This window comes from Kaistia granuli DSM 23481 (assembly GCF_000380505.1).
GTDB classification, from domain to species: Bacteria; Pseudomonadota; Alphaproteobacteria; order Rhizobiales; family Kaistiaceae; genus Kaistia; species Kaistia granuli.
On record NZ_AQYH01000020.1, the window covers coordinates 61,968 to 81,346 of the forward strand.

Consider the following 19,379-nt stretch of genomic DNA (forward strand, 5'->3'; position numbering starts at 1 on the left):
TAGGCGCCTTAGTGTTCGTCGACCCGACGATCCATCCCAACTCGGCCTCGCGCCACATGGCGATAGGATGGTTCATTGGGATCTCGAGAACTTTGGCAAAGCGCCGAGGAACGCATTCGGCTCGTAGGCCGCCACTCAGTCCTGCGGGGGCAGCACGGCGGCCCTGCCGAGCTCCGTCAGCGCGTAGATCCCTCGGCTCTCCCGCACGAACCAGCCATAGACGTTGCTCTGAAGGATTGCGGGAGCTCTCTCAACCAGCGCTTTCAGCTGTTTCGGGCTTTGCGATCCGGTCAGCAACGCCGTCGCGCAAATGATGCAGTCCTGCCGGTAGGCCGTCATGATCGGCTTGCCACGCCCTCCGCCCTTCTGCGGATCGCCGACCCGACGCCGGTGTTCCTGCAGCAGCCGCGAGCGTCGCTTCGGATCCCGGCGCGGCGCGGCGGCAAAAGGCTCGACGATGACTTCCACCGCTCCGGATGCCGAAACAGCGATGATGCCAAAACCAAGACGTCGACACAGATTGCGGAAACGCGCGTCCTGCTCCCGACCTTTGCCAGCCTTGGAGGATCGGGCCGCTAGCCAGACTTCATCGCAGGCTGCAGCACGGTTGACGCCCTGCAGGACCAGTTCAAGATTGAAGGCCAGCTTCATCTCACAGACGATGAGCACCGGCGGGTCGCCATCCCTTACGCCGACCAGGTCACAGCCATTGACCTCGCCTTTGACGGAATAGCCGGCGCCTTCCATGAAGGCCTTCAGTGGAAGATAGAGATCCGTCTCCGCCATCAAGCTCGTCTGGGTTTCAGTGCACACCCGCCTGACTTAGCTGAGTCTCGCCGCTTGCACACCGTATCGGGGGCTTCGCGGGAGCGAAGCCGTGGCGCCAAGGCATCACCTTCCGGACATTCAGCAGCGACGTCTCGCCGGACACGATCGCGCCGTCTTCCTCGACCACCCTTGGCGTAGCGAAGGCCGGCGTTTGCCAATCGGGCCGTTTGACGGCAATCTCAGCAGGTCGCTGGTCGGGCAACAGCACATGGGGAACTCTGATGAGCAAGGACCGTGCACTTGCTGATGGCGGCGAGGGGGCTCTGCCTGGGCAACTCAACCGCCGATCGTTCCTGATCGGCTCTGCCGTCGGTCTCGGCGCGCTAGGGCTGGCCGGCTGCGCCACATCGGGCGGCATGACCCGCGCCGAGGCGGCGAAGGTCTACGGTCCGGTGCCCGACGAGAAGTTTCCAATCCCCGCGGTCGATGTCGCCAAGGTCGATCCGAAATATTACCGGCGGACCGTGCAGTACGCCAGCAAGGAAGCGCCGGGTACGATCATCATCGATCCCGGCAAGTACTATGTCTATCGCATCGAAGGCGACGGGAACGCTACCCGCTACGGCGCCAATGTCGGCCGCGAGGGGTTCCTGTGGAGCGGCGAGGCCTATGTCGGGCGCAAGGCCGAATGGCCCACCTGGACGCCACCGAAGGAGATGATCCAGCGCCAGCCGGAGGCCGCCAAATATGCCGGCGGCATGCCGGGAGGTCTCGACAACCCCCTCGGCGCCCGCACGCTGTACCTTTATCAGGACGGCAGGTACACGCTCTACACGATCTACAGTACCCGCGTGGCCCAGTCGATCGGCACCGGCGTGACGAGCGGGTGCACCGGCCTGCTCACCCAGGACATGATGCATCTTTACGCGCGAACACCCGTGAATACGAAGGTGCTGGTCCTGCCGGCATAGGCAGGGACGTTCCTTCCTGGTCCCAAGGTCGCGACGCCCGGGGCAGGGCGAGGATCGGCTGTCCCGCTATGCGAGCGCCGAAACCCGATCCTTCCCAAGGGTAATCCTCCGTCGTAGAATAGGCCCTACGACAATGACTATGCGGGGGTAATCTCGCCGCCGTTTCTGCCGGCGCTCCTGACGGCCGCGGCGGTTTGCCTTCTGGGAGGCCAGGGCTCGGTCAAGCCCAATTGCGGACGTCGTTGCCTTCTGTCGAAGCAAAAGTTTCCGCTGGAGGAGTGATATGGCAGACAACAAGGACGTCGACGTCAATGCGCCGCCACCGAGCGCGGAGGAGCTTCGTCAGTCCATCTTGGCCGAGCGCATGAAGGAGTTCGGCAAGCAGCAGCAGCAGCAGACCAAGCAGAACGAGGCGCTGACGAAATTCGCGGAAAGCTTCCTGAACGACAAGATCAGCGACGAGGAGATCGCGGCGGTCCGCCGGGTGGCGCTGAATGCCGTCAAGAACGGCAAGTATGAGGCGCTGGTCTACAGCTTCCCGTCGTCGCTCTGCACCGACAAGGGCCGGGCGATCAACAGTTCGGATCCGCAATGGCCCGAGACACTGCAGGGCAAGGCCAAGCAGTTCTATGAACGCTACCTGACCTATGCCAAGCCGCAGGGCTTCAGGCTCAGCGCCATGATCATCAATTTTCCCGGCGGATTTCCGGGCGATGTCGGCTTCTTCATCAGTTGGAAGGAAGAGGTGAAATAGCGCGCCGGCGCCGCGTCGAGCCCGACGGCGCCGGGGGCTTATCCCAGCACTTCCGGCACGACGTTGCGCGGCGTTCTATCCTCGACGAAGTTGGCGGGGCGCTTCTGGCGCTTGCCGAATTTCGGTTTCTCGAACGGAATCCGCTCGTAGGGGATCGAACTCAATATGTGCGAGATGCAGTTGATGCGCGCTCGCTTCTTGTCGTTCGAAGGCACGATCCACCAGGGCGCGTGGCGGGTATCGGTGGCGCGAATCATCTCGTCATAGGCGCGTGTATAGTCCCACCAGCGATTGTAGGATTCGATGTCCATCGGGCTCAGCTTCCACTGCCGGAGCGGATCCTCGACGCGTTGCTGGAAGCGCTTTTCCTGTTCTTCCTCGCTGACATCGAGGAAATACTTCAGCAGCGTGATGCCGCCTTCGACGAGGGCTGCCTCGAAGCGCGGTGTCTGCTCGAGGAAGCGCCGCGCCTTCTCCTCGCTGCAGAAACCCATCACGCGCTCGACGCCGGGGCGGTTGTACCAGGAGCGGTCGAAGATCACGACCTCGCCGCCGGCCGGCAGATGCTGGATATAGCGCTGCATGTAGATCTGGGTCTTCTCGCGGTCCGTTGGCGCCGGCAGGGCGACGACGCGGAACACGCGCGGGCTGACCTTCTCGGTGAGACGCTTGATCACGCCGCCCTTGCCGGCAGCGTCGCGGCCTTCGAAAATGATGGCGATGCGGGCGCCGGACTTCTTCACCCAGGCCTGGAGATAGGAAAGCTCCACCTGCAGCCGGATCAGCTCGGACGCGTAGTCCCTGCCGCCCGATTTCGCCTCGGGTGCTTCGGCGATCTTGGACGCCTTGTCCTTGTCCTTGTTCTTGCTCATGCTCAACCTCCCAACCGTGCAGAAAGTCACGCAGCCTCGGTCTCGAACGCCTGGTAGGCGTCCTCGACGATGTCGAAGATCATCGCGGCGCCGACCAATTCGATGACGCCGGCGCGGCGAAGCATTTCGCGCGCGTCGGAATGAAGCTCGGCCAGGCCGAGCCGGATGCCGCGCTGGCGCAACTCCCCGCAGACTTCGCCGAGCATCGCCGCCGCCGAGCTGTCGATCTGAGGGATCGCGCTGGCGTCGATCAGCAGCCAGCGCGTGTCGGCCGGCAGCCCGTCGGCGATGGCGCGCAGGCGCGCCGCCACATAATCGGTGTTGAAGAACAACAGGCTGCCCTGGATCAGGCAGACGGCGAGCCCGGGCACCGGGCGGGCTTCCGGGGTTCGATGCAGCTTGTAGAAGCCGTCGCGGCCCGCGACCCGGCCGAGCAGGGTGTCGCGCGGGAACATCAGCTTGCGCAGCAGATAGACCAGCGTCGCACCGATGGCGATGACCACGCCGTTGAGCACGCCGAGGCCGATCGGGCCCCACATGGCGATCAGCGCGAAGACGAACTCGACCCGGCTGACGCGCCAGAGCTGCCGCATGCCGGCGAGATCGATCATGTTGATGGCGGTTGCCGCCAGGATGGCGCCGAGCGCCGGGATCGGGATGATCCTGAGCGCCGGACCCAGAAACAGCAGCGTCGCGATCAGCGTCATGGCGGCGATGATGCTGGTCAGCTGCGAGCGGCCGCCGACGTTCAGGTTGACGGCCGTGCGCGAGTCCGACGCCGTCACCGGGAAGGCGCCGAACAGGCCGGCGGCGATGTTGGCGCTGCCGAAGCCGACCAGCTCGCGGTTCGGGTCGACCGACGTGCCGGCCTTGGCGCCGAAACTGCGGGCCGTGATGATGCCGGCGCCATAGCTGACCAGGAAGATCGCCGCCGCGCCGAGCGCCAGCGTCCGCAGCGGCAGCCCGGCAAGGCTGGGCAGGGTCAGCGACGGCAGGCCCTTCGGGATGTCGCCGACGATGGCGATGCCGTGGCCCTCGAAGTTGAACAGCGCCGACAGCAGGACGGAGAGCACGACGACGAGGATCGGCCCCGGCACCGGAAACCGCGTGATCCGCACGATTTGCAGCAGCCCGAACATGCCGAGCGCCAGGATGAGCGACGGCCAGTGGATCGACCCGGCCTTGCGGATGAGTTCGAGCAGCGGCCGCAGCAGGCCTTCGGAATCGATGTCGACGCCGGTGAAGCGGCCGATCTGGCCGACCAGGATCGAGAACGAGATGCCGATGAAGAAGCCGGTCAGGATCGGCCGCGACAGGAAGTTGGCAAGCACGCCGAGCCGCAGGATCCAGGCCAGCAGGCACAGCACGCCGACGCCGAGCGCCAGGATCGCCGCGATGCCGACGCGGTCGACGGTGCTCCCGGCCGGCAGGCCCGCGGTGACGGCGACCAGGGTCGCCGCCAGCACGGTCATGGTGGCGGCGTCCGGGCCGACGATGAGCTGGCGCGAGGGGCCGAAAAACGCATAGGCGACCAGCGGCGCGATGCTGGCATAGATCCCGGTCTCGGGCGGCAGGCCGGCGATGGCGGGATAGGCGATGGCGCTGGGAAGGCCGACGGCGGCGACCGCGAGGCCGGCGGAGATATCACGCGGCAACCATGCGAACCGGTAGCCGGAAAGGCCGGCCGGCAAGGGGAGGCGAAAGGCGCGCTCGCCTGAAACCATGTTGGCCCCTATTCCTTCGGCACGTCAAAATGCCGGGTTCGGTCAGGACGCCAGGGTATCGATCGATCCGCGCGGCGAGCATACTCTTTTTGCCGGCCGCGCAACAGTTTCGTCGCCTCGATGACGCCCGCGCGGCGGCGCCTACCCTTCGCCCGTTGCCCCATCTTCGGTTGCAAAAGCCGGGCTCGTCAATTGACCGGCGCGGGGCGGGTCTGTTCAATGGGCGGCGGAGCCCAAGAGGGGACTGACATGAACAGCACGATTCGAAATCTCGCGGCCCTGGCCCTGCTGGCGCCGGCCTTGCTGCTGGCGCAGGGGGCGCCGAGCCAGGCGAAGGACGGCCGCAACAGCGCCGCCATCCTGGGCGGTCTCGCCGGCCTCGCCGTCGGCGCTGCCATCGCCGACAGCGCCAATCGCAACCGCGATATCTATGGCGCGCCGCCGCCGCCGGCCTATCGCCCGCCGGCGCCATTCTCGCCCGCCGGCGGTGTCATCTGCTATCCGGAACAGCGCGCCTGCTACAACAATGGCGGCGCTTACAATGGCAACTGGACCTGGCGCGTCTATGGCCGCTGAGGGGAACATCATGCACGCACATTCCTTCCGGCACGCTCGTCCGGTCCGCGCCGCGCTCGCCGCCGTCGCCTTCGCCGCCCTGTTCGCAGCAAGCCCCGCCAACGCCGAGACGGCGAACATCGCCCCGGCGGCGCCGGCCGGCGCCACCGCGCCCGCGCCCGACGCCGACAATGACCGCGCCGATGCTGCCTGGGCCGATTTCCTCGAGACGGAGGGCGCCATCCTCGCCGACGCCCAGTTCGCGGCGCTGAACAACCTCGCCTTCCAGGCGGCGGCGGTTCGCGTCTGCGACGGCCACGGCCTCGCCAAGGAGACCTTCGGCAAGGCGATCGGCGACGTGATCGCCAGCGGCGACAAGGAACTTTCCGAAGAGGACGCAGAGGCGCGCAAGACCGCCATCCTCGTCGCCTTCGGCGCCCGCTACGGCCTGTTCATCGCCGAAGCCCATGGCGACAAGGAAGACTTCTGCGCCGCCGCCGCGAAGCTGAAGGCGGAACCGGACGGCGTGCCGGTGTTTCTGGAGTAGGCTTTTTGACGGGGCGGCGCTTGTTTCAGCTCCGCCCCGCTTCTCTAGGAGAACATCTTGCGCAACTTGATGCGTCGCCGTCATCTAGCGTTCCATCTACGCCACAATTCCACTAGTCGTTCATCTGTATTTAGCGCCCTGTCGGCTTCGCCAATCCGTTGCAAGGTTCCCTCAATGCCGTAGGGCCACGCCGCCGCATTGTCCGGCAAAACCGCATGGAGGAGCGCCATTGCTTGTCTGGGATACCGATCCACCATGTTGTCTCCTGACCGGCGAAGCTCTGGCAGGCTCAAATGGTCACGCTCAATTCGAGTAAGAAGTGGCAGAACCAATTCGGCTATCTTTGGAAATTGGTTGCCACTGGAAAATGCCAATTCGCAAAGCCGGGCCGATGTGTTGGGCAATCGCGCCGACATTTGACGGGGCCAAATTCGAAGCAGATCAGAAAGCTGATCAGCCCACTTTTCATGTGAGTTCTCATTTTTTTCGCTAGACCATTGCTGAGCGTGCCAAAGGATTTGTGCCCGAAAGTCATCATCGACCTTCAAAAGTAGGCCACGCATTTCGTCATTTGAGACGCAGCGTTCGCCCCTCTCATCATCGACACTTCCCCAACCCGACAGAATCATTCCGGCAATGATTTCGACGTACGAGCGGCGCGACGGGATGGGATTGGCGGCGAATTCCAGCATATCTTTCTTGAGTCGCATGTAGAGTTCTGTGTTTGGTGTTCTTGCACCCCACAGAAATCCCGACCAGGCAGCGTCGTAATCGGCGGCATCGCCCCTACGAAGTCGTGGCAGCAAGTGCTCGTTCGACCATTTTGGATCTATAGCGTAAAACCAATTAAGGTTGTGAAAAAATATAACTAGCGCATACCGGCCCAGATCATCCGGAAGCAGCATGAGTTCTTCAACGTGGTCTAGCCAATCACGAGGAAAGCCTTGCCCCAGATTTAGATTATTCTTACGGGGATCATTGAGGAGTGCTTCTGCGATCCTTCCACTAGGCGAATTGATAGATTCCATCGTCCAGTCCGGCTCCTTCGAGCCGCGCACGATGCCTGACCGCCCGTCGCTGGGAAAATGACGTAGAACACTCACCAATTTTCGCGAGAGACGATCGAAGGTCGCAAGACATTCTGTGCCTAGACTAGCGCTCGCGTCACGAAACCAGTCCGATACAGGGCGAATAATGGTCGCAATTTGCTCATCTGGATAGCTGGCGAGCCGTTCTCCGATCGCTCGAGCAAGTCTAGACTTATCGTTCTTCCGTTTTTCCGAATTTAGAAACCGTTGCCACGCCCATTCGGGGAAGTCGCCTCGCATCGCTGCGTAGGTTAGTGCAGCAAAAGCACGCGCCGGCCGTTGGGCCGCGAGCCCAGCAAAGGGGGCATTCTCAATTAGGAAATCGGTGGATCGCCCACTCAATTCTTGAGCGCGCGAAAGTATGGACCAGAGAGGATTGTCCAGAAGCCCTTGATATTTGGTGTCGGTCCTGACCCATCCACCACGCGATTCCAACGAATCGGCTGCCTTCGTTCCATATTCAGGTTTCCATTCGGGCAATGATTCGCGTAGTAGGTCGACACTTTTGCGCGTTCCGGAAGAAAGTCTGCATCCTGATTGCTGTACCCACAGTAATCTCTCAAGGATCATGAAAGACTTTCGTCTTTCGAAATCTTTAGATTTTTCCCGCGGCCATCGTTTCGGGCCCTTCAATAGTTTCAGCTCTATTGACTTGCGAGTCGCGCCGCTTAGCTTCTTCCACCGTTGTGCGATTACCAGCAACAGGTCCCGTTGATGATAGCTATTCCAAAAGGCGGAGTCGCTTAACGATGTTATTATATTCCCGAAATCTGCATTGGACACGAGACGACGGTTACCCGCCGCCCATATGCGCAGTCGTGCAAATATTGAATCGTCGTCAACTGGCCAAGATGAGAATTCACGGCTAGCTGCGGGGCGGTTAAGTGCCAAGAGCTGAGAAAAGAGCTCAGTGAATCGTATCACGGCCGCAGAAAGTCCATATATTCGATCATGGCTATCGGCACCGCGATCGGTGTCCGGAGCGATAGGGCTGATGTGGCTGAGGCCGTAGCCGCCTATTTCATTTTCAAGCCTAAGGGCTAGCTCTAGGTTCTGTCGGGAGGCTCGAACGACGGCAGCACACCATTCGTCTGGTACAATGATTTCTAGATGAATCTTAGGATACTCGACATCTATTTGTACCAGACGACCTTCGACTTCCGGCACTATATCCAGCATGGGCGGAATTGGGCCTCCCCAATAGTTCGACTTTGCCGAGATACGAGGTCGAAGTGCTTCGCTAATTCGCCGAATAATGGCGCTACTCCATCCATCCTTTTCTATTGTTTCAGCTAGGTCATACCAATTGTGATTGAAGTCGTCCTCGACGTCGTTCCAGGCCTCGAAAAGCGCGCGCCAAGCATGGCGGACATTTTGGGCGACGATTCTATCGCGCCTTAGTTCCCAGGAAATCTGCGCTTGAATACTACTATGAAGGGATATCTGATGGGCGGCCCACCAGACTGCCGACGGTTGGTCACAAACTCTCGCGAGCCATACGCCGAGTTGGCTAATTCTTGGGACTAGTTGGGGAGAGTGGTTGGCCCAGCTTCCTCGAAGCCCCGCTAGGTTCTCATCTCTAAGCCGCGAACGATCTAGACGATTTAGCTCAAAGGCATCCCAAGCATCGGCTGGTGCTTCACGTTTGGCATAGTAGTCTTCCGGGTCCACTCGGTTTGGCGGACTATCAGAATCAAGACCATAACGATCGAATGGATCGATGTATGGGCCATTTCTGCTCGAGGAACTGACGCGTCCGGGTTTAGCAAAGCGGCGATATCGATCAAAGACGCAAAGCCACTCAGCAGGTGGTAGGTTTTCGCCTGAGCAGAATTTCTTTACACCCTCGTAAGTCGAGACGACATGGGCAACTTGGCCTCGTTCGTGAGGTTGCAGTGCTGTAGGTCCTCTCTTGGCTGCTGTAATTACCTTAGAATACCAAGCGCCGGGATCTTGCGCACGCTCTGCCCAAGCCTCAAGGGATTGCCACAGGGCCGCGTGCTCGTTGTTGGCACTATAAGGGATTGCCTCCACACCCTTATGCAGCCATCGTGCGGTTGCATCGTCGCGGTCCCCCGATTGGAAAGCGTATGCGTTTTCGATTCTTCCCGACGTTTTACGCAAAGCCTCAAGGAGGTACTGCACGGGCGGATCATCTGCGGTGTATCCAACGAAGACAACGACATACCTTTCGAGTATCTCGCGAATAAACGATGTTGCCCAACCATCTGATAAGTAGGCGCGGCCAAACTCGGAACTTGAGAGAACAAACCCGTCGCCCTCCGCGCGAGAATATTCCGGTGTGGATCGCCCATGCAGGTAAACTATTCCATTGATCTCTTTTGGACGCAGAGGATCTGGCAGTCTCGGAGGTTGCCACGCGTGAAGCTCTCGCCCGCAATCGTCGAAAAGTCGATCGAAGTTAGTCGTTACAAGTTGTACTGCTCCCTCAGGCGTGGTCGCTAAGTCGAGAAGTATATTGTGAGCAGACAAGTCACATTCGATAGATGGCCTCAGAGCAGAAGCCACGGCCTCTTCGATGTCGCGCGAGGCAAAGTCCCGTTCCAGGAGGCCGAAAACACGGTCGGCGGAGATGATGCCCGAGACACCGATACGTTTATCGATCTCCTGAGCCTCTTGAATTAACTTGTAGGCTGGGCTGTTTTGGTCAACGCCAAGTTTGGAGACGACGCTTCGGGCCAATCCAAAAAAATCGGGAAGTTTCGCCCGCGCTCTCGAAACTCCCGCCCCGCAGAAAAAAATGACACGCCCTTGATCGCGGGCCAGAAGCAGGTCGTCGGGAATTGATGGCCCATCAGCTATGAACCGCAAAAATTCTCGCTCCCTTGTGTTGAGTCCGGTCTGTCGATTCCACGGCCGGCTAACAGCTTCTCGCAAAATCGATTTTTGGCAGTACCGTCTTCATCCCGCCCCAAACACCTTCGCCACCACGGCCCTTGCGTCGGCCTGGATCTGCGCCAGATGGTCGGCGCTGAGGAAACTTTCGGCGTAGATCTTGTAGACTTCCTCCGTGCCGGAGGGGCGGGCGGCGAACCAGCCGTTTTCGGTCGTGACCTTGATGCCGCCGATCGAGGCGTCGTTGCCCGGCGCGCGGGTGAGGCGGGCGGTGACCTTTTCGCCGGCGAGCTCGTCGGCGTCGATCTTCGACGGGTCGAGCTTGCCCAGGATCGCCTTCTGCTCGGATGTCGCTGGGGCGTCGATGCGGGCGTAATAGGACTTGCCCAAATCGGCGGTGACCGACTGGTAGAGCTGGTTGGGGTCGCCGCCGGTCTTGGCGGTGATCTCGGCCGCGAGCAGGCCGAGGATGATGCCGTCCTTGTCGGTGGTCCAGACCGCGCCGTCGCGGCGCAGGAACGAGGCGCCGGCGCTCTCCTCGCCGCCGAAGGCGAGCGAACCGTCGATCAGCCCGGCGCTGAACCATTTGAAGCCGACCGGCACCTCGACCAGTTTGCGACCCATCTTGGCGACGACGCGGTCGATCATGCCGCTGGAGACGGCCGTCTTGCCGAAGGCACTCGTCTTCTTCCAGTCGGGCCGGTGGGCGCAGAGATAGGCGATCGAGGCGGCGAGGAACTGGTTCGGGTTCATCAGCCCGCCCGACGGCGTGACGATGCCGTGGCGGTCGGCGTCGGTATCGTTGGCGAAGGCGATGTCGAACTTGTCCCGCAGCGCGATCAGCGGCGCCATGGCGGAGGGCGACGAGCAGTCCATGCGGATCTTGCCGTCCCAGTCCGCCGTCATGAAGGAAAAGGTCGGGTCGACGACGTCGTTCACCACCGTGGCGTCGAGCTTGTAGCGCTCGATCATCGGCTCCCAGTAGCGCACCGCCGCGCCGCCGAGCGGGTCGATGCCGATCTTCACGCCGGCGCCGCGGATCGCCTCCATGTCGATGACGCTGCCAAGGTCGGCGACATAGGGGGTGATGTAGTCGTAGCGGCGGATGCAGGCTTCCCCAATGGCGCGCGCATAGGGCAGGCGCTTCACGCCGTCGAGCTTGGCCGCCAGGAACTCGTTCGCCGCCTTGCCGATCCAGGAGGTGACGTCGACGTCGGCCGGGCCGCCATTCGGGGGATTGTACTTGAAGCCGCCATCATCGGGCGGGTTGTGCGAGGGGCTGATGACGATGCCGTCGGCGAGGCCCTCGGTGCGGCCGCGGTTATAGGTGAGGATGGCGTGCGAGATCACCGGCGTCGGCGTGTAGCCGAGATGCTCGTCGATCCGCGTCTCGACGCCGTTGGCCGCCAGCACCTCGATGGCCGAGGCGAGCGCTGCTTCGGAGAGGGCGTGCGTATCCATGCCGATGAAGAGCGGGCCGGTGATGCCGGCATGGCTGCGATAGAGGCAGACGGCCTGGGTGATCGCCAGGATGTGCCATTCGTTGAAGGCGGAGGAAAACGCCGAGCCGCGATGGCCCGAGGTGCCGAACGCCACCTTCTGCGTCGGGATCGCCGGATCGGGCGTCTGCGCGAAATAGGCGGTCATCAGGCGCGGGATGTTGGTCAGCAGGGAGCGGGGAACCGGCTTTCCGGCGAGGGGGCTCAAATGGGTTTCCGACATGACGCTCTCTCTGCGATTCCAGACCGATACGGTTGGAGACGAGCATGATCGGCGCCGGCGTCATGAGCAACAGCCGAATTGCGGGCGTCTGCGGCTGACGCAGCGGCGCGTTTGGCGGGGCGAAGGCGTCAGCTGCGCTTCGGCTTCTTGCGGGCAGCGGCCGCGGCCGCGTTGTGGGCGATCGCCGCGCGGATCAGCGCCGCGAACGCCATCTCGTCGATCGCCTCGCCTTCGTGGATGTCGATGGCGCGGCGGGTGTTGCCCTCGAGGCTCGAATTGAACAGGCCGGTGGGGTCGTCGAGCGAGGCGCCCTTGGCGAAGGTCAGCTTGACGGCGTTCTTGTAGGTCTCGCCGGTGCAGAGAATGCCGTCATGCGACCAGACGGGGACACCGCGCCATTTCACCTCCTCGACGACGTCGGGATCGGCGGCGTGGATCCAGCGGCGGACGCGGGCGAGCGTCTCGCCCTGCCAGCCGCCGAGCTCGCGGATCCTGGTGTCGATCTGCCGTGCCGGCGAGGTGAGATCGTCCTCCGCCGTGTCGTCACCGGCTGGCTTCATGGTCATCCTCCTGGATCGATTGCGTTCGTCGCGGGCTTACATCTTTTCGCCGGGCAGTCGGCTGGCCTGGACTACCCAGGCCTCGAACCGGGCCGCGTCGAAGGGCTTGTCCTCGTGGATGTCGAGATAGCGCACATCCTTCTGCTTCGACGGCCCGGGCGGAACGGGATCGAGCGCGGCGCCGCGGAAAAAGGCGACCTTGACGTATCGGGTCATGCAGTGGAGGCCGAGGAACCAGCCGTCACCCTCGACGCCATAAAGCGGCGAGTTCCATTTGACCGCCTTCTGCACATTGGGAACGGCGCGCGTGATGATCGCGTCGAGCCGCCGGCCGAGGTCGCTTTTCCAGCCCGGCATGGCGGCGATATAGGCCTGCACCGGTTCGTCGCCATAGCCCTTGGCGATCTGCGGGTTGCCGCCGGCAAGCAGTTTCGGCTGTCCCGTCGGGGTTCCGTCGTCCTCGGTCGGGGCTGCTTTCGGCGTCCTGGCCATCCTTCCGGTCATGCGTGCGCTCCCGTCTCAGGTTCTCGAAGTCGGCGCGGGGATCCTAGCGTCCCAACGCCGGAACGGCCAAGTCGGTTCAGCTAGTCCGTCTTGCGGAAGGTCAGCCCATGCTCGACCGCCGCCTTGCCGAACTTGCCGCGCACCTTGTCGATCGCCGCCTCGGCCCTGGCGCGCTTGGCGGCGGCGGGATCGACGAGGTCGTCGGGATCGGCGAGCTGCGGATCGGAGAAATCCGACACCTGGACGCCGATCAGCCGGTAGGTGGTGCCGTCCGTCTCATGCGCCAGAAGCTGTTCGGCGGTTCGAAAGATGCGGTCGGCGAGGCGGGTCGGGTCGGCCAGCTGGCGCGAGCGGGTGCGTAGCTTGAAATCGGCCGACTTCAATTTCAGCGTGACGTTCGAGGCGGCGAGCTCCGCCCGTTTCAGCCGGGCTGAGACTTTCTCCGACAAACGGCGCAGGATCGACCGCAGGGTCGCGAGATCGGCGAGGTCGTGCTCGAACGTCGTCTCGGCGCCGATCGATTTCGCCTCGTGCCGGGGCTCGACGACGCGGCGGTCGTCGGCGCGGGCAAGCCGTGCCAGTCGTAGTCCCATGACGCCGTAGCGCTTGGCGAGATCGCTCTCCTCCATCCGCTGCAACTGGCCGATCGACTTGATGCCGCCTTCGGCCAGCTTCGCCTCCAGCGCCTTGCCGACGCCCCAGATCATGCTGACCGGCTTGTCGGCCAGGAAGGCGAGCGCCTCGGCGCGGCCGATGACCGAGAAGCCGCGCGGCTTGTCGAGGTCGGAGGCGATCTTGGCCAGGAACTTGTTGAAGGAGAGGCCGACCGAGATGGTGATGCCGATCTCCTGTTCGACCCGGCGGGCGAAGCGGGCAATCGTCAGCGCCGGCGGCGCGCCGTGCAGCCGCTCCGTGCCGGAGAGATCGAGGAAGGCCTCGTCGATCGAGATCGGCTCGACCAGGGGCGTCAGTTCCTGCATCATCGTGCGGATCTGCTGGCCGACGGCGACATATTTCTCCATGTTCGGCCGAATCACGGTGGCGTCCGGGCAGAGCTCCAGCGCCTTGAACATCGGCATCGCCGAGCGGACGCCGTGGATGCGGGCAATGTAGCAGCAGGTCGAGACGACGCCGCGCTTGGCGCCGCCGATGATCACCGGCTTGTCGGCCAGGCTCGGGTCGTCGCGCTTCTCGATCGAGGCGTAGAAGGCGTCGCAATCGACATGGGTGATGGCGAGCGCGCCAAGCTCGGGATGCGACGCCACGCGCGGGCTGCCGCAGGCGCGGCATCGATTGCCGGAGGCGGGAGTCAGGCAATCGCGGCAGAAGCCGGCGAGGGTGGTGGCAGCGGTCGACATGGCGGTCCGAATACGGCGCAATGCCGCGAGAGCTCAGGTTAGCTGCCCGCTGGCGGCGCTGCAATTCGTTCTTGGTTTGTGCCGGAAGGTCTCCGCGCAATAGTCGGTAGGCCGAGCCTGTTCAGTTGCGGTGCGGCGAGGGCGGGTGATATAGCGGGCGGATCATTTCCGCCGCGTGCCGGCGCATCCAACCGGTTCTTGCCAAAGGGTTCTCGCCATGTCCGTCGACATCGCCACCGTCAAGCGGGTCGCTCATCTCGCCCGGATCGCTGTCACCGAGGAGGAAGCCGCTTCCTTCCAGGGCGAGATCAACGCCATTCTCGGTTTCGCCGAGCAATTGAACGAGGTCGATGTCGAGGGCGTCGAGCCGCTGACCTCCGTCGTCGCGCAGACCATGAAGAAGCGCGAGGATGTCGTGACCGACGGCTTCTACGCCGACCGTGTCGTCGCCAATGCGCCGGTCTCGGACGACGATTTCTTCGTCGTGCCCAAGGTCGTCGAGTGACCGCCTGACGCCGACTTTTCCGAAGAGGGCGCGAGCGTCCTCAGCACGGTGACGCCGCTCACCGCTTCCGCCTCCTGACCCTCGAGATGCCGATGTCTTCGACAGACCTGACCAGCCTGACCATTGCCGAAATCCGCGACGGACTGTCGGCCAAGGCCTTTTCCGCCACCGAGCTGACCAAGGCCTATCTCGCCTCGATGGAGGCGGCCCGTTCGCTGAACGCCTATATCGTCGAGACGCCGGAGCAGGCGCTGACCATGGCGGCCGCCTCCGACGAGCGGCTGGCGAAGGGCGAGGCGCGCGCGCTCGAAGGCGTGCCGCTCGGCATCAAGGACCTGTTCGCGACCGAAGGCGTCCACACCCAGGCGGCGTCGCACATCCTCGACCAGTTCAAGCCGAACTATGAATCGACCGTCACCGCCAATCTCTGGAACGACGGCGCCGTCATGCTCGGCAAGCTGAACATGGACGAGTTCGCCATGGGCTCGTCGAACGAGACGTCCTATTACGGCCCGGTCGTCAATCCCTGGCGCAAGGAAGGCTCCAACGCGCCGCTGGTTCCCGGTGGCTCCTCGGGCGGCTCGGCGGCAGCCGTTGCCGCGCGTCTCTGCGCCGGCGCGACCGCGACCGATACCGGCGGCTCGATCCGCCAGCCGGCCGCCTTCACCGGCACCGTCGGCATCAAGCCGACCTATGGCCGCTGCTCGCGCTGGGGCACGGTCGCCTTCGCCTCCTCGCTTGACCAGGCCGGTCCGATCGCCCGCACCGTGCGCGACGCGGCCATCCTGCTGAAGTCGATGGCATCGGTCGACGAGAAGGACACGACGTCGGTCGATGTCCCGGTCGGTGACTACGAGGGCGCGGTCGGCCAGTCGGTCAAGGGGCTGCGCATCGGCATTCCGCGCGAATATCGCCTCGACGGAATGTCGGACGAGATCGAGGCGCTCTGGCAGCAGGGCATCGCCTGGCTGAAGGAAGCCGGCGCCGAGATCGTCGACATCTCGCTGCCGCACACGAAATACGCCCTGCCGGCCTATTACATCGTGGCGCCCGCCGAGGCTTCGTCGAACCTGGCGCGCTATGATGGCGTCCGCTACGGCCTGCGGGTTCCGGGCGACGACATCGCCTCGATGTACGAGAACACCCGCTCGGCCGGCTTCGGTCACGAGGTGAAGCGTCGAATCCTGATCGGCACCTATGTGCTGTCGGCCGGCTATTACGACGCCTACTACGTCCGCGCCCAGCGCATCCGCACCCTGATCAAGCGCGATTTCGATCTCGCCTTCGCCGCCGGTGTCGATGCCGTGCTGACGCCGGCAACGCCGTCCGCCGCCTTCGGACTCGCCGAAATGGCCACGGCCTCGCCGGTCGAGATGTACCTGAACGACATCTTCACGGTCACGGTCAACATGGCAGGCCTTCCCGGCCTCGCCGTTCCGGCCGGTCTCGACAAGGCCAAGCTGCCGCTCGGCCTGCAGCTGATCGGTCGCCCGTTCGAGGAAGAGACGCTGTTCCGCCTCGGCCAGGTGATCGAGGACGCCGCCGGTAGCTTCGCACCGTCGAAGTGGTGGTGATGCCGTCATGACGCGTACACCGGCCGAGTGCGTGACCAAGAGCGATATCCGTACCGAGATCGATCGGCTGGATGCCGAGCTGGTCGCGGTGCTGGCGGAGCGGTTCGGCTATGTGCGCCGGATGGCGGAGATCAAGTCGTCGCCGGAAGAGGCACTGGTGCCCGAGCGGGTTGACGAAGTGCTCGACCGGGTGGCGGCCGCGGCGGTCGAGGCAGGTCTCGACGAGGAGCTGGCGCGCGATCTCTGGCGCCGCCTGATCGAATGGAACATCGACTATGAGCGGCGCACGATCGCGGCGCGGCTCGGGCTGTAGCGCCTTCGGGATCGCTTTGACGGCAGTCGATGATTGGAGGAACCGGCGGGCCATGGCCCGCCGGTTCTCGTTTCAGCGGTTGTTCAATTGCGCGCGCACGGCGTCCAGCCCGGCCCGCGTGATGCGATAGGGCGCGCCGCCGTTCGAGGCGATCATGCGCCGGCGCTTCAGGCGCAGGAACAGATCCAGCGTGCAATCAGAGAGGATCCAGCCCTCGCGGGTCGCACAGTCGACCGTCGTGATGCGGCCGGAATCGTCCTTGTAATGACGGATGGTCGCGCCCTGGGCCAGCGCATGCAGGATGCGCTGCTCGAGTTTCGAGACATTCATGGGAAAGTTCGTTCCGATATCGGTGATCAAAGCCGCAGCAAAGCGGGCCGCGCAGCGAAGTCGCGCGCGGGCTTTTGACCCTGCCTAACGGGGGCAGGGGATCACCGGGACTGAAGCGAACGGAACATCCAAACTCCTGAGGAACGCGGCTTACATATATGTATCATGCCGTAGCGACAAGCCTATACCGGCCGTCCGATACCGGCTTGCGGCGGATTGTTGCCGCGAGGCAACGCCGGAGGGAGAGCTATGGTGGAGATATCGGCCGGAACGGCAGCCCATTTTCGCGCGTCGCTGGACGCGCCGGAGCCGCCAGAGGGATTGTCGGCGCCGATCGCCGCGCTCTGGCATCTGGAGAAGGGAAACTGGGAGGCCGCGCACGCCCTGGTCCAGGACGACGAGAGCCGGGCCGGCGCCTGGGTCCATGCCCACATCCATCGGATCGAGGGGGATCACTGGAACGCGCGCTACTGGTACGGACGCGCCGGGCAACCGGCCGGCGAGGGCGATCCCGACAGGGAGCGGGCGGCGATCCTGCTGGCGCTGATGCCAAGTTGAAACAAAAGCCCGGCGGATTGCGCCGCCGGGCCATGTTGGTTCGCGGTCTGGCTGCAGCTTACCAGGAGCGCTTCATCCAGAGGACCGTAGCCCAGGAATCGCCGTCGATCTTGGTGGTGTCGGAATCGACCTTGTTGTAGGCCGCGTCGGCCAGCAGCTCGAGGCCGGAAACAGGCTTGAAGCTGACGGTGGCGCCGACGCGCATCGCGTCGAACTCGCGATCGGCCCAGGCCGGGTGGTCGGCGGTGCCTTCAAAATGGGCGTAGCCGGCGCTCAGCGACGACCAGACGCGGTCGGTCCAGACATGCTTGTAGGACGCGAAGGCGCTCCAGCTGTCACCCGGGATGGCGTCGAGACCGGCGCCGCCGGCGACCGAGCCGGTGGTGTAGCCGGCGACCGAGGTGCCGCCCGTGATGCCCGTGAACGAGTTGCCGTTCTGGGCATAGCTGGCCGAGAGCTGCAGCTTGTCGCCCTTGGTGATGTTGTCGAGGGCGAACTCGACAAGGCCGCCGACCGCGAAGCCGTCCTTCGCGTCACGGCGGTTGTTGACCAGGTCGAGATCGACGGCGTGCTTGAAATAGGCGCCGGCGACCTTGGTCTTGAAGATCCCGCCTTCATAGGTCACGGCACCGATGATGTCGGGCATGTTGTCGTTGCCGCCGTATGGCGCCACATAGGCGACGGCGTCACGATCGCGGGGATCCTCGAGCGACAAGGCGAGGCCGAAGCCATTGACCTGGTAGGACAGTTCGATGTGGTCGGTCTTGGTGTCCGACGCGAACATGCCCTTGTCGTTGAAGCCCTGGCCGAAATCGAACAGCGAATCGAAATAGCCGGCCTTGATCGGGCCGAACTGCAGGTAGGCCGAATCGACATAGGCCGACTTGGTCGACGCGTTGACGTAGTCGCTGACCGTGGCGCCGGTTCCCGGCTCGTTGCCGGTCTTGGCGCGCATGTCGATGAAGCCGGTCAAATTGCCGTATTCGGTAACCGACGAGCCGGTGAGCTGGATCGACACTTCGGTGACGAAGTTGCTCCAGTTGCTCTCCGGATACAGCTTGTTGAAGGCGCCGAAATCGCTGTCGCCAAACGACGTGATGAACTTGGCGTAGCCGCCGACCTTGATGCAGGTGTCGGTGCCCGGCGAATAGAAGAAGCCCTTGCCGAAGGCGTCGCAGACCTTCACGTAGTCGACCGGCTCGGCGACGGTGAGATCGGCCGCCTGGGCCGACCCGGCGAGGAGAATCGCGGCGGCGGAGCCGAGAAGAAGAGACTTAAACGTCATTTCTGACCTTCCAATTGGGGAGGTTTCGAAACGCCGCTGTGCCGGCACGCGGCCTGATCCCGAGATCAGACCGGCCGCGACAGCGATGCGCCCGACGCCCCCATTCGAGTTGGTCGCCGCGCGTCACCCCGTGACCCCCGCGTACGACACCTGCCACGACCCCTCGCGGCAGGCAGGGGGAACCTACCCACGATGCTTTTTGCTGCAACGCAGAATCGCGTCACAATCCAGTATTACAGGATTATGAACATCGCTCGTTGCTATAATGCTCCGCCGAAATGGGGTTGTTTGCCGGCAATTCATATTATTATTACGTAGATACGACCGATTTCTATTTTATACAACTGATAATTTCGGGTAGAATCATGATATTATTATAGCTTTATTGACAAATTCTACAATTTTTATGATTGACTAGTTTGAGTATTGCTAGTCGATCGTCGCCGATCTGGGTTCTGTGTTCTGAACATTACTGAGCGCGGCGGACGGTGCCGCAGGGGAGGTCGACGCGCGAATTGGCGTCCTGGGGTTCGAC

The 19,379-nt window shown here is 63.2% G+C and carries 18 protein-coding genes; 8 read left to right on the top strand and 10 right to left on the bottom strand.

Translation table 11 applies throughout. From position 1 onward, the window contains the following. Positions 1-135 precede the first annotated feature (135 nt). Complete coding sequence (locus tag G342_RS0121870; protein ID WP_018185312.1) at positions 136-786, bottom strand: DUF2161 domain-containing phosphodiesterase; 651 nt, start codon at positions 784-786, stop codon at positions 136-138. Positions 787-1,049: 263 nt separating this feature from the next. Here G342_RS0121870 and G342_RS0121875 point away from each other — a divergent pair, with 263 nt between their 5' ends. Together G342_RS0121875 and G342_RS0121880 are read left to right on the top strand one after the other, a co-directional pair. Continuing rightward, a complete protein-coding gene (locus tag G342_RS0121875) occupies positions 1,050-1,739 on the top strand; it encodes a L,D-transpeptidase (protein WP_018185313.1) in 690 nt (229 codons plus the stop codon). 283 nt (positions 1,740-2,022) lie between these two features. Next, complete coding sequence (locus G342_RS0121880; protein WP_018185314.1) at positions 2,023-2,493, top strand: hypothetical protein; 471 nt, start codon at positions 2,023-2,025, stop codon at positions 2,491-2,493. 38 nt (positions 2,494-2,531) lie between these two features. Here G342_RS0121880 and ppk2 read toward each other — a convergent pair whose 3' ends face one another. Together ppk2 and G342_RS0121890 are read right to left on the bottom strand one after the other, a co-directional pair. Continuing rightward, on the bottom strand, positions 2,532-3,365 hold the full coding sequence (ppk2, locus tag G342_RS0121885; protein WP_018185315.1) for a polyphosphate kinase 2: 834 nt from the start codon (positions 3,363-3,365) through the stop codon (positions 2,532-2,534). 26 nt (positions 3,366-3,391) lie between these two features. Continuing rightward, positions 3,392-5,089 (bottom strand): SulP family inorganic anion transporter, encoded by a 1,698-nt coding sequence (locus tag G342_RS0121890; RefSeq protein WP_018185316.1) that lies wholly within the window; start codon positions 5,087-5,089, stop codon positions 3,392-3,394. A gap of 249 nt (positions 5,090-5,338) precedes the next feature. Here G342_RS0121890 and G342_RS24990 point away from each other — a divergent pair, with 249 nt between their 5' ends. Together G342_RS24990 and G342_RS0121900 are read left to right on the top strand one after the other, a co-directional pair. Further along, positions 5,339-5,665 (top strand): YcgJ family protein, encoded by a 327-nt coding sequence (locus tag G342_RS24990; protein WP_018185317.1) that lies wholly within the window; start codon positions 5,339-5,341, stop codon positions 5,663-5,665. Between the two features lie 10 nt (positions 5,666-5,675). Then, positions 5,676-6,191: a hypothetical protein gene (locus G342_RS0121900; RefSeq protein ID WP_156831064.1), complete on the top strand. Its 516-nt coding sequence runs from the start codon at positions 5,676-5,678 to the stop codon at positions 6,189-6,191. Between the two features lie 80 nt (positions 6,192-6,271). On the opposite strand, the gene G342_RS25855 is transcribed toward G342_RS0121900, so the two are convergent. From G342_RS25855 to G342_RS0121930, 5 genes are all read right to left on the bottom strand, one after another. Next, on the bottom strand, positions 6,272-10,111 hold the full coding sequence (locus tag G342_RS25855; RefSeq protein WP_198010854.1) for an SIR2 family protein: 3,840 nt from the start codon (positions 10,109-10,111) through the stop codon (positions 6,272-6,274). Positions 10,112-10,201: 90 nt separating this feature from the next. Beyond that, positions 10,202-11,857: a phosphoglucomutase (alpha-D-glucose-1,6-bisphosphate-dependent) gene (pgm, locus tag G342_RS0121915; protein ID WP_018185321.1), complete on the bottom strand. Its 1,656-nt coding sequence runs from the start codon at positions 11,855-11,857 to the stop codon at positions 10,202-10,204. 128 nt (positions 11,858-11,985) lie between these two features. Beyond that, on the bottom strand, positions 11,986-12,417 hold the full coding sequence (locus G342_RS0121920) for a DUF1801 domain-containing protein (protein ID WP_245557319.1): 432 nt from the start codon (positions 12,415-12,417) through the stop codon (positions 11,986-11,988). Positions 12,418-12,453: 36 nt separating this feature from the next. After that, a complete protein-coding gene (locus tag G342_RS0121925; protein ID WP_018185323.1) occupies positions 12,454-12,909 on the bottom strand; it encodes a DUF1801 domain-containing protein in 456 nt (151 codons plus the stop codon). A 92-nt stretch (positions 12,910-13,001) separates the two neighbouring features. Beyond that, positions 13,002-14,279 carry a DNA polymerase IV gene (locus G342_RS0121930; RefSeq protein WP_018185324.1) on the bottom strand — a complete coding sequence of 426 codons (1,278 nt, stop codon included), beginning with the start codon at positions 14,277-14,279 and terminating at the stop codon, positions 13,002-13,004. A gap of 217 nt (positions 14,280-14,496) precedes the next feature. Between G342_RS0121930 and gatC the strand changes: the two genes are divergently transcribed. The 3 genes from gatC (at position 14,497) to G342_RS0121945 (ending at position 16,671) form a co-directional block, all read left to right on the top strand. After that, positions 14,497-14,784, top strand: coding sequence for an Asp-tRNA(Asn)/Glu-tRNA(Gln) amidotransferase subunit GatC (gatC, locus tag G342_RS0121935; protein WP_018185325.1), 288 nt, complete (start codon positions 14,497-14,499; stop codon positions 14,782-14,784). Between the two features lie 92 nt (positions 14,785-14,876). After that, entirely contained in the window at positions 14,877-16,358 is a 1,482-nt protein-coding gene (gene gatA / locus G342_RS0121940) for an Asp-tRNA(Asn)/Glu-tRNA(Gln) amidotransferase subunit GatA (RefSeq protein ID WP_018185326.1), read from the top strand. A gap of 7 nt (positions 16,359-16,365) precedes the next feature. Beyond that, positions 16,366-16,671, top strand: a complete 306-nt coding sequence (locus G342_RS0121945; RefSeq protein ID WP_018185327.1) for a chorismate mutase — start codon at positions 16,366-16,368, stop codon at positions 16,669-16,671. 72 nt (positions 16,672-16,743) lie between these two features. On the opposite strand, the gene G342_RS0121950 is transcribed toward G342_RS0121945, so the two are convergent. Beyond that, positions 16,744-17,001, bottom strand: coding sequence for a YjhX family toxin (locus G342_RS0121950; RefSeq protein ID WP_018185328.1), 258 nt, complete (start codon positions 16,999-17,001; stop codon positions 16,744-16,746). A gap of 249 nt (positions 17,002-17,250) precedes the next feature. Between G342_RS0121950 and G342_RS0121955 the strand changes: the two genes are divergently transcribed. After that, complete coding sequence (locus G342_RS0121955) at positions 17,251-17,559, top strand: hypothetical protein (RefSeq protein WP_018185329.1); 309 nt, start codon at positions 17,251-17,253, stop codon at positions 17,557-17,559. 58 nt (positions 17,560-17,617) lie between these two features. On the opposite strand, the gene G342_RS25525 is transcribed toward G342_RS0121955, so the two are convergent. Beyond that, positions 17,618-18,844 carry a porin gene (locus tag G342_RS25525; protein ID WP_018185330.1) on the bottom strand — a complete coding sequence of 409 codons (1,227 nt, stop codon included), beginning with the start codon at positions 18,842-18,844 and terminating at the stop codon, positions 17,618-17,620. Positions 18,845-19,379 lie beyond the last annotated feature (535 nt).